Here is a 14,227-nt window from a genome sequence, read left to right on the forward strand (position 1 = left end):
TAAATGTTGAAAAAAATTACATTATTATCAATACTTCCTTTTTATGCTTTTGCAGCAGGTAATGGAAGTGGTGAGTATGATATTATTCCAAGAGCGGTGAATTTTGTTTTATTTGCTGCTATTTTGTATTATTTCATAGCAACACCTTTGAAAAATTTCTATAATGGTAGAATTGCAAAGATTGCATCTAGAATGAATGAAATTCAAGAAAAACTTATTGCAAGTAAAAATCATAAATTAGAAATGATGAAAAAATTAGATTTAGCCAAACAAGAAGCTGTTAATGCAATTGCTCTTGCAAAAAAAGAGGCAGAAATTATTACTGAAAAAATCGAGAATGAAACAAAAATGGAAATTAAAGCTCTAGAAAAAACTTACGAAGAGCACAAAGAATATGAAATAAGAAAAATGGAAAAAGAAGTTGTGCAAGCAGTTTTAGAAGAAATTTTTGAAGATCAAAATTTACAGCTACAACAAAAAGAAATTTTAAATATCATGATGAAAAAGGTGTCTTGATGGAAAAAGTAATTGCTAAAACATATGCAAAGGCAATATTAGAAAGAAATGATTTTGAAGATTTTTATTCTAATTTGTTAGAGTTAAGCTCAGCTTTTGCATCTAATAAATTTATAGATATTTTAAATTCATACGAAATAAAACAAGACAAAAAATTAGAGTTAATACTTTCATTATTGAATAATCCAAGTGATGCTTTTAAAAATTTTATAAATTTGATTGTGGATAATAAAAGAGAAATGCTAATTCCAGAAATCACTAAAGAATTAAGTGAACAAAAAGCATCAAAAGAAAATACATTTTTAGGACAGGTTTACTCAAAAGAAAAATTAAGCGAAGAAGAAATTAAAAATTTAGAGGAAAAACTTAGTCTTAAATTTAATGCAAAAATTAGATTAGATAGTAAAATAAGTGATAATGACAGTGTGAAAATTAGCTTAGATGGACTTGGATATGAAATTTCATTTTCAATGCAAAGCTTAAAAGCTAAGATGAATGAATATATATTAAAAGCAATTTAAGGAGATTTGATGAAATTTAAAGCAGATGAAATTAGTTCTATTATAAAAGAAAGAATTGAAAAATTTGACTTTAATCTTGAAATAGAAGAAACCGGTAAAATTATTTCAGTTGCCGATGGTGTTGCTAAGGTATATGGCCTTAAAAATGCTATGGCTGGAGAGATGGTTGAATTTGAAAATGGCGAAAAAGGAATGGTTCTTAACCTTGAAGAATCAAGTGTTGGTATTGTTATCTTAGGTAAAGGACTTGGACTTAAAGAAGGAAGTTCTGTAAAAAGATTAAAAAAACTTTTAAAAGTTCCAGTTGGAGATGCGTTAATAGGACGTGTTGTAAATGCTTTAGGAGAGCCAATTGATGCTAAAGGCGTAATTGAAGCGAGCGAATATCGTTTTGTAGAAGAAAAAGCAAAAGGTATTATGGCTAGAAAAAGCGTTCATGAGCCATTACATACGGGTATTAAAGCTATTGATGCTTTAGTTCCAATTGGTAGAGGACAAAGAGAATTAATCATCGGTGATAGACAAACAGGTAAAACAACTGTAGCAATTGATACAATTATTAGTCAAAAAGGTAAAGATGTTATTTGTATTTATGTTGCAATTGGTCAAAAACAAAGTACTGTAGCTCAAGTAGTTAAAAAGCTTGAAGAATATGGTGCAATGGATTATACTATAGTGGTAAATGCGGGTGCATCAGATCCTGCTGCGTTACAGTATCTTGCGCCATATGCTGGGGTAACTATGGGTGAATATTTTAGAGATAATTCAAGACATGCATTGATCGTTTATGATGATTTAAGTAAACATGCTGTTGCATACCGTGAAATGTCTTTGATTTTACGTCGTCCTCCAGGTCGTGAGGCTTATCCTGGTGATGTGTTCTATCTACATTCAAGATTGCTTGAAAGAGCAAGTAAGTTAAGTGATGAGCTTGGCGCGGGAAGCTTGACTGCACTTCCTATTATTGAAACTCAAGCAGGGGATGTTTCAGCTTATATTCCAACCAATGTTATTTCAATTACAGATGGTCAAATTTTCTTAGAAACAGATTTATTTAACTCAGGTATTCGTCCTGCGATTAATGTTGGTTTATCTGTATCTCGTGTTGGTGGTGCCGCGCAAATTAAAGCAACAAAACAAGTTTCAGGTACATTAAGACTTGATTTAGCTCAGTATAGAGAATTGCAAGCTTTTGCACAATTTGCAAGTGATTTGGATGAAGCTAGTAGAAAACAACTTGAGCGTGGACAAAGAATGGTTGAAGTTTTAAAGCAACCTCCATATTCTCCACTTTCACCAGAAAATCAAGTTGTGATTATTTTTGCAGGCACTAAAGGTTATTTAGATGATGTTGCAGTTTCGAAAATTGGAGAATTTGAAGCAGCTTTATATCCATTTATTGAGGCTAAGTATCCAGAAATTTTTGAGCAAATTAGAACTAAAAAAGCTTTAGATAAAGATTTAGAAGAAAAACTAGCTAAAGCATTGAGTGAGTTTAAAGCAAACCATATATAAGGTTTTTAAATGTCTAATTTAAAAGAAATTAAAAGAAAAATAAAAAGTGTTCACAATACACAAAAGACAACCAATGCGATGAAGCTTGTCTCTACTGCTAAACTAAGAAAAGCAGAAGAGGCAGCTAAAAAATCAAAGGTTTTTGCTCAAAAAATCGATGAAGTTTTATCAGAAATTGCGTTCAAGATCAATCAATACGATGGGCTTGATGACAAACTTCCATTTTTTAGAAAAAAAGATAATATAGAAAAAATGGATATTATTTTTGTCACAGCCGATAAGGGTTTGTGTGGTGGATTTAATATTAAAACCATTAAAGCCGTAAATGAAATGCTTGAAGATTGCAAAACAAAAAAAATCAAGGTAAGATTAAGAGCTATTGGTAAAACAGGTATAGAATATTTTAATTTTCAAAATATAGAAATTTTGGAAAAATATTTAGATACAAGTTCAAGTCCAGATTATGATAAGGCTTGTGCTATTATCCAAAAAGCTGTTGATGATTTTGTAAATGGCGTGACAGATAAAATTGTAATCATTCACAATGGTTATAAAAATATGATTTCTCAAGAAATTTGTATTAATGAGTTGTTGCCAGTAGAAGCTATTGTTGGTAAAGAAGAACAAAAGTCTGAATCTTTAATGGACTTAGAACCAGAAGATGAAGAAATTTTAAACGATTTGTTAAAAACTTATTTTGAATATAACATGTATTTTTCTTTAGTTGATTCTTTGGCAGCTGAACATAGTGCTAGAATGCAAGCCATGGATAATGCAACCAATAATGCAAAAGCTAGAGTTAAGCAGCTTAATTTAGCTTATAATAAAGCAAGACAAGAATCTATTACCACCGAGTTGATAGAAATCATCAGCGGTGTTGAGTCAATGAAATAAATTTAGGAGTGATGATGCAAGGTTTTATTTCTCAAGTTTTAGGACCAGTGGTTGATGTTGAATTTAAAGACTATCTTCCACAAATTAATGAAGCTATTATTGTTAATTATGAATTAGAAGGAAAAGAATGCAAGCTAGTTCTTGAAGTAGCTGCACATTTAGGTGATAATAAAGTAAGAACCATCGCTATGGATATGACGGATGGTCTTGTTAGAGGTTTAACAGCTGTTGCAACTGGAAATCCAATTAGCGTTCCAGTAGGCGAAAAAGTTCTTGGAAGAATTTTTAATGTAACGGGTGATTTGATTGATGAGGGCGAAGAAATCAATTTTGATAAACACTGGTCAATTCATAGAGATCCGCCTCCATTTGAAGAGCAAAGTACAAAAAGTGAAATCTTTGAAACAGGTATAAAGGTTGTTGATTTGCTAGCTCCTTATGCTAAGGGTGGTAAAGTTGGTCTTTTTGGTGGTGCAGGTGTTGGTAAAACCGTTATTATTATGGAATTAATTCACAACGTTGCATTTAAACACAGCGGATATTCGGTTTTTGCAGGTGTTGGCGAAAGAACTCGTGAGGGTAATGACCTTTATAATGAAATGAAAGAAAGTAACGTATTGGATAAAGTTGCATTGTGCTATGGTCAAATGAATGAACCACCAGGAGCAAGAAATCGTATTGCGTTAACAGGTCTTACTATGGCTGAGTATTTTAGAGATGAAATGGGACTTGATGTTTTAATGTTTATTGATAATATTTTTAGATTTTCTCAATCAGGTTCAGAAATGTCAGCGCTTTTAGGAAGAATTCCTTCAGCTGTTGGTTATCAACCAACCCTAGCTAGCGAAATGGGTAAGTTCCAAGAAAGAATTACTTCAACCAAAAAAGGATCTATTACTTCAGTTCAAGCAGTTTATGTGCCAGCAGATGACTTAACAGACCCTGCGCCAGCAACAGTTTTTGCACACTTGGATGCAACAACAGTTTTAAATAGATCAATTGCTGAAAAAGGTATTTATCCAGCTGTTGATCCACTTGATTCTACTTCAAGAATGCTTGATCCGCAAATTATTGGTGAAGAGCACTATAAAGTAGCACGTGGAGTACAATCAGTATTACAAAAATATAAAGATTTGCAAGATATTATTGCTATTTTGGGTATGGATGAGTTAAGCGAAGAAGATAAATTGATTGTTGAAAGAGCAAGAAAAATTGAAAAATTCCTATCTCAACCATTCTTCGTTGCTGAAGTTTTCACAGGTAGCCCTGGAAAATATATCAGCTTAGAAGATACAATTGCAGGATTTAAAGGTATTTTAGAAGGTAAATATGATGATTTACCAGAAAATGCTTTTTATATGGTTGGTAATATAGATGAAGCTATAGCAAAAGCTGAAACACTTAAAGAAGTTAGCAGAAAAGACGTTTGTTTAGATAATTGTAAAGTGGATAAGGCTAAAAAAGGTTAATTTATGCAAGATTTAATATCTTTAGAAATCATTACACCCCTTGGTATGATTTATCAAGGGGATGCAAGATTGGTAGTTCTTCCTGGAAGCGAGGGTGAATTTGGTGTTTTAAAAGGACATGCATCTTTAATCTCTTCTTTAAAAGCAGGAATTATAGATATAGAAAAATCAGATTCAACTCATGAATTAGTTGCTATTGATTCAGGTCATGCAAAAGTTTCTGAAACTAAAGTGAGTGTTTTAGCAAAAGGCGCTGTATGGGTTGGAGGAAATAGTGATAGTGAAATAGCAAAAAGATTAGAAGAAGCAAAAGATTTAATTAAATCTATGAGCAGTGATAGTATTGCACTTGCTTCTACTTTTGCTAAAATGGATAATAATGTAAGGCAAAAATAGTGGATTTTCAAGCAATTTTTCATTTTTTTGAAAATACAAGCTTAATCACTTATATAGTATTAGCTTGGCTTTCGGTGTATTTTATACTTAGTTTTAGTATATTATTTTCAAGGTTGATGCTTATTAATAAATGGACTCAAAATGAAAGCCAAGCTTTAGAAGCTTTAATGAGAGGCGAAAAAGATTTAAGTCAAAGTGCATCAATTTTAAAAAAATGTGTTGAAGTTGATGAAACAAAGATGAATATTTATAAAAATTCTGTAGAAAAAAAAGCCACAATAGGATTAACTTGGCTTAGTATTATCGCTTCAACCTCTCCTTTTATAGGTCTTTTTGGCACGGTTATTTCTATACTTGAAACTTTTGGTGGCTTAGAGATGCAAAATTCTTTAAGCATTATAGCTCCTAAAATCAGTGAAGCTTTAGTGGCTACAGGTTGTGGAATTTTAGTGGCAATCCCTGCATATAGCTTTCATTTGATTATCAAACGCAAAGCTTATGAGTTGATTAATATCTTAGATAGTGAAATCAAGGTGCTGGTAAGTTCTATAAAGGCTTAATTTATGTTTTTAGAAGAAAAACCTGAACTCAATATTACACCTTTGGTAGATATTATGCTTGTGTTGCTTGCTATTTTAATGGTAACAGCACCAAGTATCACATATGAAGAAAAAGTTCAACTTCCTCAAGGTTCGCAAAAAACTTCAAGTGCGCCAAATATTAAAAGTTTGATTATAACAATTAATGCAAAAAAAGAAATTTTTATAGGAAAAGATAAATTTGATTTTATAAGTTTTGCGGATAATATGAATGCTTTAAAAGTTCAGTATAATACTCAAGAGACAGTTTTTATCAGAGCGGATAAGAATCTAAAATATGATGATGTAATGAGTGTTTTAAGAACAATGAAACATTTAGGTTTCCAAAAAGTTGCTTTGCAAACTGAGTAAAAAATGGAAGAAAATTCTACACATAATCTTAAAGCTTTTATTTATGCAACTTTAGTTTATTTTTTTGTTGTTTTTTTGGTATTTTTTAAGTTGGTTGAGTATAAACCAAAAGCCATTGAATATACTGATGATCCTAATAGTTTTATCAATATAGAACTTGGAGATAGCATAAATCAAAATCAAGTAAATATGATACAAGAATTACAAAAAGAAAATCTACAAAGTTTATTTGAAGAAAATCTTCTACAAAAATACACTACCAATAAAAGCGTTAACACCCAAAATATAGAACAACAAGCAAGTGTTTTTAATGAGTTGTTTGGTAAAATAGAAGACTATCAAGAAGAAAAAACGACTAAAGTGCAATCTTCTATGCCTTCAAAAAAACCTACTTTTGCCCAAAGAGAAAAAATCAATGATTTTTCTAAGCAACTCAATGAAAATTTAAAAATAAATCAAGAATTAGGTCAATCTGTCATGGAGCAAAAAGTAGGGGTTTATGATCAATTCTTAGGCGCTGTTAGAAAATATCTTGAAGATAGATGGAGGATTTATAATCCTAGTGGTAACTTAAGTATAGAAGTAGAATTTGTAATTGATAATAATGGTTATTTTTACCTGTTAAACACTACTAGTGCACATAGTGATAATTTTGATAAAAAAGCAAAAGAATTTTTACAAAATTTAGAAGGAAAATACATAACTTTACCTCCAAATGGTAAAATAAGAAAAATTAAAATGCAACTTAGTGATATAATTGAGTTTAAAACGGAGAAACAATGAAAAAAATACTAGTATTTTTATTTTTTTGTTCAGTATTATTTGGACAAGATGCAACAATATCTGTTGTTAATAAAGGTATGCAATTGCCAAAAATTTATATTAAAGATCAGTCTAAATTGAATGATTTAGATCTTAAAAAAAGTTTTTATAACATGCTTGTTAATGATATAAAAGTAAGTTCAAATTTTGAGATAACTCAAGATGAAAAACAAGGTGATTATATTTTTTCTTATATATTAAATAAAAACGGCAAACTTTTAGATATTGATGTTGAAATTTTAGCTGCAAATGAAACTAAAACAAGATTTTATGAACAAATTCTTTCCATCGAAGAGTATCCATTTTTAGCACATAGAAGTGTTGCTCAAATGAATAAAAAGTTAGGTTTTGCTCCGGTTGATTGGATGGATCATAAAATTTTAATAGCTAGAACACAAGGTAGTAAGCAAAGTGATATTTTATTAGCAGATTATACTTTAACTTACCAAAAAGTATTGATTTCAAAAGGTTTAAATTTGTTTCCTAAATGGGCAAATAAAGAACAAAATGCATTTTATTTTACTGCCTATGAAGATGAGATTCCAACTCTTTATAAATATAATATGAAAAATAAAAATATAACAAAAATTATTGCTAGCAAAGGTATGATGGTTGCTTCTGATGTGAGTGATGATGGTAAAAAAATTTTACTTACCATGGCTCCAAAAGACCAACCTGATGTATACTTGTATGATGCAGATTCAAAAAATCTGACACAAATTACAAACTATATGGGTATTGATGTAAATGGCAATTTTGTTGATGGTGATAAAAAAATTGTATTTGTGTCTGATCGCTTAGGCTATCCAAATATTTTTATGCAAAATTTAGATTCAAATTTAACAGAACAAGTTGTTTTTCATGGTAAAAATAATTCTTCGGTTTCTACTTATAAACACTACATGGTTTATTCTAGTAGAGAAGTAAATCAAAGCGGAGTTTTTAATCTTTATTTAATGTCAACCCAAAGCGATTACATAAGACAACTCACTGCAAATGGTAAAAATCTTTTTCCAAGATTTTCAAGTGATGGAGAAAGTGTTGTGTTTATTAAGTACTTAGGCTCTCAAAGTGCTTTAGGTGTTATTCGAATTAATGCAAATAAAGCTTTTCATTATGGCTTAAAAGTGGGTAAAATTCAATCAATTGATTGGTAAAATACTAAAATCATATTTTTTTTGTTATAATTAAATTATGATTTTTAAATAAACAAAAGGGGAAATCAATGAAAAAAATCATTTTTGCTTCAATTACTGCATTTGCTGTTATTGTAAGTGGTTGTGCTACTAAAAACACTAGCGTTAGTAGTTCAAGTAGTGTAGATGGCTCAAAAGGTAGCGGTGGATCTGATAGATTTGAAAATCTTGAATCTTTAAATTCTGTAGCAAATGTATATTTTGATTTTGATAAATTTAATGTTAGATCAGATATGCAAAAGGTTATTGCAAATAATGCTGAAATCTTTAATAAAGAAGCTGCTAATGCTGCAATAGTAGTTGAAGGAAACTGCGATGAGTGGGGGACTGATGAGTATAATCAAGCTTTAGGTTTAAAAAGAGCTAAAGCAGTAAAAGAATCTTTAGTAGCTCAAGGTGTTAGCGCAGATAGAATTAGCGTTAAAAGCTACGGAGAAACTAATCCTGTATGTACTGAAAGAACAAAAACTTGCGATGCTCAAAATCGCCGTGCAGAATTCAAATTATCAAAATAAGTTTTAAATAAATGAAATTAAAATTATTATCAGTAGCTCTTTTAGGAGCTACTTTTTTACACGCTGAAATTTCAGCTTTTGATGCAGGAAAAGTAGATACAAAAACACCTTATGGTTTAACTCAAAATGAAAAATTACAATATGAAAATCAAGAACGCCTAAGAGCACTGAATGAATATTATACAAATTTAACAAGTAAAATAAATACAGCAGTAGAGAATATAGAAGGATTGCAAAGTGTAACAGAGGGTTTGAATGCTCAATATTCAAAAGCTAACACAAAATTGCTTTCATTAGAAGAAACTTATCAAAATTTTGACGCAAACATAACTCAAGAAATTCAAAATTTAAGAGCTTATGTGGAGGAAAATAGGCAAATTCAAGAAAAAAATCATCAAGAAATTCAAAAAGTTTTAAGTGAAATTACAACTTTGATTAATAAAATCAACGATGATTATATTTCAAAAGAAGATATGAATAAAACCATAACCTTCTTTCAGTCTGAAATAGCTAGAGTGCAAAATCAAACAAAAATTACTTCGGTTGTTCCTGTTGTAAGTGATGATAATAAAACCGAAGAAATTATTCAAGATGTAAATGAAACTCAAGATGAAGTGATTGAAGTAAAAGATGATAGTTGGAAAAAATTGCAATCTAGTGAAATTTTGAAAAAAGCGATAGAAGAAACTAATAAAAATCAATTTGAGGATGCAAAAGAAAAATTTGAACATCTAATAAGTATTCACTACAAACCTGCTAGATCTACTTTTTGGCTTGGAGAAATAAGATATAAACAGCAAGATTACGCAGGTGCTTTGGGGTTTTATAAGAAAAGTTCTGCTATAAGCACTAAAGGAGATTATGTACCGAAATTGCTTTATCATACAGCCATTAGCTTAGATAAGGTTGGGGATCCAAAAAGTGCAAATAAATTTTATAAAGCTTTAAAGACGGCTTATCCTGATAGTCCTGAAGCAAAAGTTTCGCCAGATAGAAAATAACAAAGGAGATAAAATGGCTATAGAAAAAAATAGTGTAGTTTCAATGTTTTATGAATTAAAAGATGCAAATACTAATGAAGTTTTAGAATCAAATATTTATGCTGAACCTATTTCTTTTATTTTAGGTAAGGGTCAAATTTTAGAAGGATTAGAAGAAGAAATTCAAAAGCTTAATGCTCCTTGTAATGCTGATATTGTGATAAAAAAAGAAAATGCTTTGGGCGAATATGATGCAAATGCATTACAAACTTTACCAAAAGAGCAGTTTGCAGGGATTGATTTGCAAGTTGGTATGGAGCTTTTTGGCGAAGGTGAAGATGGTAATACGGTAAGAGTAATTGTTAGAGAAATCACCGAAAATGAAGTTACTATTGATTACAATCATGCTTATGCAGGAAAAGACCTGTTGTTTTCAATCAATATTGTAGATGTTAGAGCTGCAAGTGAAGATGAAATTTTAACAGGAATTATTGCAGGCAGTAGAAGCTGTGGATGTGGTGGTGGAGGACATCATCATGATCATCATCACGGACATGGTGGCGGTGGATGTTGTGGTGGCCACGGACATGGCGGCGGCGGTTGCTGCGGTGGTCATTAATGAATAGCGCATTTATTTTCCCAGGTCAAGGTTCTCAAAGTGTTGGCATGGGTTTGAGTTTTTATGATAATTCTAAAAAAGCGAAAGAATTATTAGATAATGCTAGTGATTTTTGTAAAATTGATTTTAAAAATTTGCTTTTTAAGGAAAATGAAAATTTAAATAAAAGCGAATTTACACAAATGGCCATAGTATTAAACTCACTAATGGCTTATGAAGCTTTGAAAGAGCAAGTTGATATAGAAGCTAAGTACAGCCTAGGTCATTCGCTAGGAGAATTCAGTGCTTTGGCAACCCAAAATGCATTTAGCTTTTTAGATGTTATAGCGCTTGTTAATAAACGCGGTAAGTTTATGCAAGAAGATTGCTCTAAAATAGAAGCTGGTATGATGGTGATTTTAGGGCTTGAAGATAAAGTGGTAGAAGAACTTTGTCAAAAAGCATTGAGTGAGAAAAAAAACATTTTTGCGGCTAATTATAATTGTGATGGGCAAATTGTAGTAGCAGGTTTAAAGCCTGATTTAGCTTTTTATGAGAGTGAGTTTAAAAATGCAGGAGCTAAAAGAGCTATGCTTTTGAACATGAGCGTTGCAAGTCATTGTCCATTATTAAAAAATGCTTCTTTAAAACTTACAAAAGAATTAGAACCTATTTTAAAAGAGAGCTTTAAAAGCGTAGTGTCAAATGTTAATGCAAAAGTGTATAATGATAAAAATCAAGCTCTAATGCTTTTAAGCGAGCAACTCATCAAGCCTGTTCTTTATAAACAAAGTATTAAAGCAATAGATGAAGAAGTAGATTTTTATATAGAATTTGGTGCAAATGTGTTAAAGGGATTAAATAAAAAAATCACTCAAAAAGAAACTTATACTTTGAGTAAAATAGAAGACATTGATGAAATTTTAAAGGTAATTAAATGAAAATAGCTATTTTAGGAGCTATGCCTGAAGAGGTCACTCCTTTACTAGAAACATTAAAAGAGTATCAAACAATAGAATATGCAAATAATACTTATTATCTTGCAAAATATAAAAATCATGAATTAATTATTGCTTATTCTAAGATAGGGAAAGTCAATTCTACCCTTAGTGCGACTATTATGATAGAAAAATTTAAAGCCGAGCTTTTACTCTTTACGGGTGTGGCTGGTGCTTTTAATCCTAGTTTAGAAATAGGGGATTTAATCTATGCTACAAAATTAGCTCAATATGATTTAGATATCACAGCTTTTGGGCATCCGCTTGGCTATGTTCCTGGTAATGAAATTTTTATAAAAACAGATGATAAGCTAAATAATCTTGCCATAGAAGTTGCTAAAGAACTTGGTATTAAATTACAATCAGGTGTTATCGCTACGGGTGATGAGTTTATTTGTGATGAGAATAAAAAAGCAAAAATTAGAGAAATTTTTAATGCAGATGCTTGTGAAATGGAAGGAGCTAGTGTGGCTTTGGTGTGTGATGCTTTAAAAATTCCATGTTTGATTTTAAGATCTATGAGTGATAAAGCAGGTGAGAAAGCTGAATTTGACTTTGATGAGTTTGTAGAAAAATCAGCCAAAATTTCAGCTAATTTTGTTTTAAAAATTTGTGAGAAATTATGATAAATCTTAGTAAAAAACTAATCAGAGAAGTAGCTAAAGCTAATGCTAAATTTTCTTTAATAGGAGACAATGATAAAGTTTTATTAGGACTTAGCGGTGGAAAAGATTCGCTTGCCTTAGCACATCTTTTAAAGCGTATGCAAGCACATGCGCCTTTTAAATTTGAACTTAAAGCAGTAACTTTAAGCTATGGCATGGGTGAAGATTATACTAAACTTCATAATCACTGCAAAGAACATGATATTGATCATGAAGTGATTGATTCTAATATTTATGAAATTTCAGGTGATACGATTAGAAAAAATTCAAGTTTTTGTAGCTATTTTTCAAGAATGAGGCGTGGTGCTTTATATACTTATGCTTTGGAAAATGGTTTTAATAAATTAGCTATAGCTCACCATTTAGATGATGCGGTAGAGAGTTTTTTTATGAATTTTATTTATAATGGCTCTCTTAGGAGTCTAGCTCCCAAGTATAAAAGCAAAAGAGGTGTAGAGGTTATTCGTCCTTTGATTTTTGTAAGAGAAAGACAATTAAGAGAAAATGCTATTAATAATGAATTAGAAGTAATTGGTAATGAATTTTGTCCTGGCATGAAATTAAGTGAAAAAAATGTAAAATTTCCTCATGCAAGAGAAGAAGCTAAGCAGCTTTTGGCAAATTTAGAAAAAGAAAATCCAAAATTATTTACAAGTTTAAAAACTGCATTTGAAAATATCCACACGGATAGCTTTTTTATGGTCAAGGATAATGGCTAATCTTTTAGTTGTTGTTGATTATCAAAATGATTTTATCGATGGTAGCTTGGGTTTTGAAGAAGCTACCAAGATAAAAGATAATATTCTTGCTCTTTTAAAAAATCATCAAGGTGATATTGTTTTTACTTTTGATACGCATGATGAAAATTATTTAAAAACTCAAGAAGGAAAAAATTTACCTACTTATCATTGCATTAGAGATACTTTAGGTTGGCAAATGCCAGGTGATTTTGATGTGTATTTAAAAAATGCAAAAAAAATATTTTATAAGAATGCTTTTGGTAGCTTAGAATTAGCCAATTTTTTAAAACAAAATTATTATGAAAGTATAGAATTTTGTGGTCTTGTTTCACATATTTGTGTATTTAGTAATATTATTTTAGCTCAAAGCGCTAGCATTAACTCAAAAATTATATTACATAAAAATGCAACAGCGAGTTTTAGTAAGTCTTTGGAAAATAGTGCATATGAAATTTTGCAAGCTTATGGCATAGAACTTTTATAAAATGCAAGGGTATATTTTACACACTCAGAGTGTAAAAGATGAGGATTTAATCGTTTATCTTTTAAGTACTAAAAAAGTTATTAAAAGTTATAGATTTTATGGCATGCGTCATTCTAATATACTAAGTGGGTATAAGATTGATTTTGAGCTTGAAGAAAGTTCGAGATTTTTACCACGTTTAAAAGATGTTTTACATATTGGTTTTTCTTGGATTTTAGATAGAGAGAGAATGTTTTTTTGGCAGGAATTTATTAGACTTTTTTATTGGCATTTAAAAGATGTTGAGGAAATTGATAGTTTTTATTTTGAGCTTTTAGAAGATTGTGCTAAGCGTTTTGAAAAGCAAGATTGCAAACGTGTTATAGTGGATGCTTATTTAAAAATTTTAGATTTTGAAGGGCGTTTGCATAAAAGTTTTGTATGTTTTTATTGTGATGAGTATATTCAAAAAAATGTTGTACTAGTAAGAGCTTTTTTGCCCGCTCATAAAAAATGTGCTTTTGGTTATGAGTTTAATGCTAAAGATCTTGTAAAATTATATAGGAGTTTTAATTCATCGCATTTTAGCGATGAATATATTGATAATTTATATAAAATTATCAAAGAGGGTTTTTAAGGGTAATATCATACATCATAATGACTTCTTGTCTTAATCTTGCAATGATATTTGCACTATCTTTGTGTATATTTTTTGTGATAGTATCTTGGCTATTTTTAATATTTTCAAGCAAATTTTCAAGTTCTTTTTGAGAATTTTGTAAACAAGTTTTTATACATTTTGGTTGGGTTTGTTGTAAAACTTGCTCGAAATTTAAACTTTGATTGTTAAGCTTTGAAGCATGTGCTGCTAAATTATTCGCACTTGTTCTAATGCCACCTAATGCTTTGTAAATCCCTTTTGAATTGATATGAGCTGCCATGAACCTTCCTTGTTTTATGGTATCTCTTCATTCATATTGCTTGATAAT

The 14,227-nt window shown here is 30.3% G+C and carries 19 protein-coding genes; 18 read left to right on the forward strand and 1 reads right to left on the reverse strand.

Annotated elements, in window-relative coordinates; translation table 11 throughout:
- The first annotated feature begins 3 nt into the window (after window positions 1-3).
- The 18 genes from CAMP5118_RS02650 to recO all read left to right on the forward strand — a co-directional run bounded on the left by CAMP5118_RS02650 (window position 4) and on the right by recO (window position 13,875).
- Window positions 4-516: a F0F1 ATP synthase subunit B gene (locus CAMP5118_RS02650; protein ID WP_173787085.1), complete on the forward strand. Its 513-nt coding sequence runs from the start codon at window positions 4-6 to the stop codon at window positions 514-516.
- Complete coding sequence (locus CAMP5118_RS02655) at window positions 516-1,037, forward strand: F0F1 ATP synthase subunit delta (protein ID WP_263678389.1); 522 nt, start codon at window positions 516-518, stop codon at window positions 1,035-1,037. Before CAMP5118_RS02650 ends, CAMP5118_RS02655 begins: the two co-directional genes overlap by 1 nt.
- Before the next feature lie 9 nt (window positions 1,038-1,046).
- Window positions 1,047-2,552 (forward strand): F0F1 ATP synthase subunit alpha, encoded by a 1,506-nt coding sequence (atpA, locus tag CAMP5118_RS02660; protein ID WP_012660940.1) that lies wholly within the window; start codon window positions 1,047-1,049, stop codon window positions 2,550-2,552.
- 9 nt (window positions 2,553-2,561) lie between these two features.
- A complete protein-coding gene (atpG, locus tag CAMP5118_RS02665) occupies window positions 2,562-3,446 on the forward strand; it encodes an ATP synthase F1 subunit gamma (protein WP_263678391.1) in 885 nt (294 codons plus the stop codon).
- A gap of 14 nt (window positions 3,447-3,460) precedes the next feature.
- Complete coding sequence (atpD, locus tag CAMP5118_RS02670) at window positions 3,461-4,915, forward strand: F0F1 ATP synthase subunit beta (protein ID WP_039667925.1); 1,455 nt, start codon at window positions 3,461-3,463, stop codon at window positions 4,913-4,915.
- Between the two features lie 3 nt (window positions 4,916-4,918).
- Window positions 4,919-5,311 (forward strand): ATP synthase F1 subunit epsilon, encoded by a 393-nt coding sequence (atpC, locus tag CAMP5118_RS02675; protein ID WP_012660943.1) that lies wholly within the window; start codon window positions 4,919-4,921, stop codon window positions 5,309-5,311.
- Entirely contained in the window at window positions 5,311-5,871 is a 561-nt protein-coding gene (locus CAMP5118_RS02680) for a MotA/TolQ/ExbB proton channel family protein (RefSeq protein ID WP_263682553.1), read from the forward strand. The genes atpC and CAMP5118_RS02680 overlap by 1 nt, the downstream gene beginning before the upstream one ends.
- 3 nt (window positions 5,872-5,874) lie before the next feature.
- Complete coding sequence (locus CAMP5118_RS02685) at window positions 5,875-6,261, forward strand: ExbD/TolR family protein (protein WP_012660945.1); 387 nt, start codon at window positions 5,875-5,877, stop codon at window positions 6,259-6,261.
- A 3-nt stretch (window positions 6,262-6,264) separates the two neighbouring features.
- On the forward strand, window positions 6,265-7,044 hold the full coding sequence (locus CAMP5118_RS02690) for a Tol-Pal system subunit TolA (protein WP_039667927.1): 780 nt from the start codon (window positions 6,265-6,267) through the stop codon (window positions 7,042-7,044).
- Window positions 7,041-8,240, forward strand: a complete 1,200-nt coding sequence (gene tolB / locus CAMP5118_RS02695; protein ID WP_263678393.1) for a Tol-Pal system protein TolB — start codon at window positions 7,041-7,043, stop codon at window positions 8,238-8,240. Before CAMP5118_RS02690 ends, tolB begins: the two co-directional genes overlap by 4 nt.
- A 68-nt stretch (window positions 8,241-8,308) precedes the next feature.
- Window positions 8,309-8,794 (forward strand): peptidoglycan-associated lipoprotein Pal, encoded by a 486-nt coding sequence (pal, locus tag CAMP5118_RS02700; RefSeq protein ID WP_263678394.1) that lies wholly within the window; start codon window positions 8,309-8,311, stop codon window positions 8,792-8,794.
- An 11-nt stretch (window positions 8,795-8,805) separates the two neighbouring features.
- Complete coding sequence (locus CAMP5118_RS02705; protein ID WP_263706448.1) at window positions 8,806-9,795, forward strand: tetratricopeptide repeat protein; 990 nt, start codon at window positions 8,806-8,808, stop codon at window positions 9,793-9,795.
- Window positions 9,796-9,808: 13 nt separating this feature from the next.
- Window positions 9,809-10,393 (forward strand): FKBP-type peptidyl-prolyl cis-trans isomerase, encoded by a 585-nt coding sequence (locus CAMP5118_RS02710; RefSeq protein WP_039617371.1) that lies wholly within the window; start codon window positions 9,809-9,811, stop codon window positions 10,391-10,393.
- Window positions 10,393-11,313, forward strand: coding sequence for an ACP S-malonyltransferase (gene fabD, locus CAMP5118_RS02715; RefSeq protein ID WP_263678396.1), 921 nt, complete (start codon window positions 10,393-10,395; stop codon window positions 11,311-11,313). The genes CAMP5118_RS02710 and fabD overlap by 1 nt, the downstream gene beginning before the upstream one ends.
- The gene (locus CAMP5118_RS02720) at window positions 11,310-11,996 is read left to right on the forward strand and encodes a 5'-methylthioadenosine/adenosylhomocysteine nucleosidase (RefSeq protein ID WP_263678397.1); all 687 of its coding nucleotides are present in this window, start codon (window positions 11,310-11,312) and stop codon (window positions 11,994-11,996) included. The genes fabD and CAMP5118_RS02720 overlap by 4 nt, the downstream gene beginning before the upstream one ends.
- Window positions 11,993-12,754 carry an ATP-binding protein gene (locus CAMP5118_RS02725; protein WP_263678398.1) on the forward strand — a complete coding sequence of 254 codons (762 nt, stop codon included), beginning with the start codon at window positions 11,993-11,995 and terminating at the stop codon, window positions 12,752-12,754. Before CAMP5118_RS02720 ends, CAMP5118_RS02725 begins: the two co-directional genes overlap by 4 nt.
- Complete coding sequence (locus tag CAMP5118_RS02730) at window positions 12,747-13,259, forward strand: cysteine hydrolase family protein (protein ID WP_263678400.1); 513 nt, start codon at window positions 12,747-12,749, stop codon at window positions 13,257-13,259. Before CAMP5118_RS02725 ends, CAMP5118_RS02730 begins: the two co-directional genes overlap by 8 nt.
- A 1-nt stretch (window position 13,260) precedes the next feature.
- Complete coding sequence (gene recO, locus CAMP5118_RS02735) at window positions 13,261-13,875, forward strand: recombination protein RecO (protein WP_263678402.1); 615 nt, start codon at window positions 13,261-13,263, stop codon at window positions 13,873-13,875.
- Here recO and CAMP5118_RS02740 read toward each other — a convergent pair.
- A complete protein-coding gene (locus CAMP5118_RS02740) occupies window positions 13,859-14,179 on the reverse strand; it encodes a hypothetical protein (RefSeq protein ID WP_070256278.1) in 321 nt (106 codons plus the stop codon). The two genes, recO and CAMP5118_RS02740, sit on opposite strands and share 17 nt — an antisense overlap.
- Window positions 14,180-14,227: the final 48 nt, after the last annotated feature.

The organism is Campylobacter sp. LMG 7929, from assembly GCF_024723595.1.
GTDB lineage: Bacteria > Campylobacterota > Campylobacteria > Campylobacterales > Campylobacteraceae > Campylobacter_D.

What these genes read in the sequence shown, in the direction of transcription:
- CAMP5118_RS02650 (WP_173787085.1), top strand. Translation starts at nt 4, where the DNA reads ATGTTGAAAAAAATTACATTATTATCAATACTTCCTTTTTATGCTTTT.
- CAMP5118_RS02655 (WP_263678389.1), top strand. Translation starts at nt 516, where the DNA reads ATGGAAAAAGTAATTGCTAAAACATATGCAAAGGCAATATTAGAAAGA.
- atpA (WP_012660940.1), top strand. Translation starts at nt 1,047, where the DNA reads ATGAAATTTAAAGCAGATGAAATTAGTTCTATTATAAAAGAAAGAATT.
- atpG (WP_263678391.1), top strand. Translation starts at nt 2,562, where the DNA reads ATGTCTAATTTAAAAGAAATTAAAAGAAAAATAAAAAGTGTTCACAAT.
- atpD (WP_039667925.1), top strand. Translation starts at nt 3,461, where the DNA reads ATGCAAGGTTTTATTTCTCAAGTTTTAGGACCAGTGGTTGATGTTGAA.
- atpC (WP_012660943.1), top strand. Translation starts at nt 4,919, where the DNA reads ATGCAAGATTTAATATCTTTAGAAATCATTACACCCCTTGGTATGATT.
- CAMP5118_RS02685 (WP_012660945.1), top strand. Translation starts at nt 5,875, where the DNA reads ATGTTTTTAGAAGAAAAACCTGAACTCAATATTACACCTTTGGTAGAT.
- CAMP5118_RS02690 (WP_039667927.1), top strand. Translation starts at nt 6,265, where the DNA reads ATGGAAGAAAATTCTACACATAATCTTAAAGCTTTTATTTATGCAACT.
- tolB (WP_263678393.1), top strand. Translation starts at nt 7,041, where the DNA reads ATGAAAAAAATACTAGTATTTTTATTTTTTTGTTCAGTATTATTTGGA.
- pal (WP_263678394.1), top strand. Translation starts at nt 8,309, where the DNA reads ATGAAAAAAATCATTTTTGCTTCAATTACTGCATTTGCTGTTATTGTA.
- CAMP5118_RS02705 (WP_263706448.1), top strand. Translation starts at nt 8,806, where the DNA reads ATGAAATTAAAATTATTATCAGTAGCTCTTTTAGGAGCTACTTTTTTA.
- CAMP5118_RS02710 (WP_039617371.1), top strand. Translation starts at nt 9,809, where the DNA reads ATGGCTATAGAAAAAAATAGTGTAGTTTCAATGTTTTATGAATTAAAA.
- fabD (WP_263678396.1), top strand. Translation starts at nt 10,393, where the DNA reads ATGAATAGCGCATTTATTTTCCCAGGTCAAGGTTCTCAAAGTGTTGGC.
- CAMP5118_RS02720 (WP_263678397.1), top strand. Translation starts at nt 11,310, where the DNA reads ATGAAAATAGCTATTTTAGGAGCTATGCCTGAAGAGGTCACTCCTTTA.
- CAMP5118_RS02725 (WP_263678398.1), top strand. Translation starts at nt 11,993, where the DNA reads ATGATAAATCTTAGTAAAAAACTAATCAGAGAAGTAGCTAAAGCTAAT.
- CAMP5118_RS02730 (WP_263678400.1), top strand. Translation starts at nt 12,747, where the DNA reads ATGGCTAATCTTTTAGTTGTTGTTGATTATCAAAATGATTTTATCGAT.
- recO (WP_263678402.1), top strand. Translation starts at nt 13,261, where the DNA reads ATGCAAGGGTATATTTTACACACTCAGAGTGTAAAAGATGAGGATTTA.
- CAMP5118_RS02740 (WP_070256278.1), bottom strand. Translation starts at nt 14,179, where the DNA reads ATGGCAGCTCATATCAATTCAAAAGGGATTTACAAAGCATTAGGTGGC.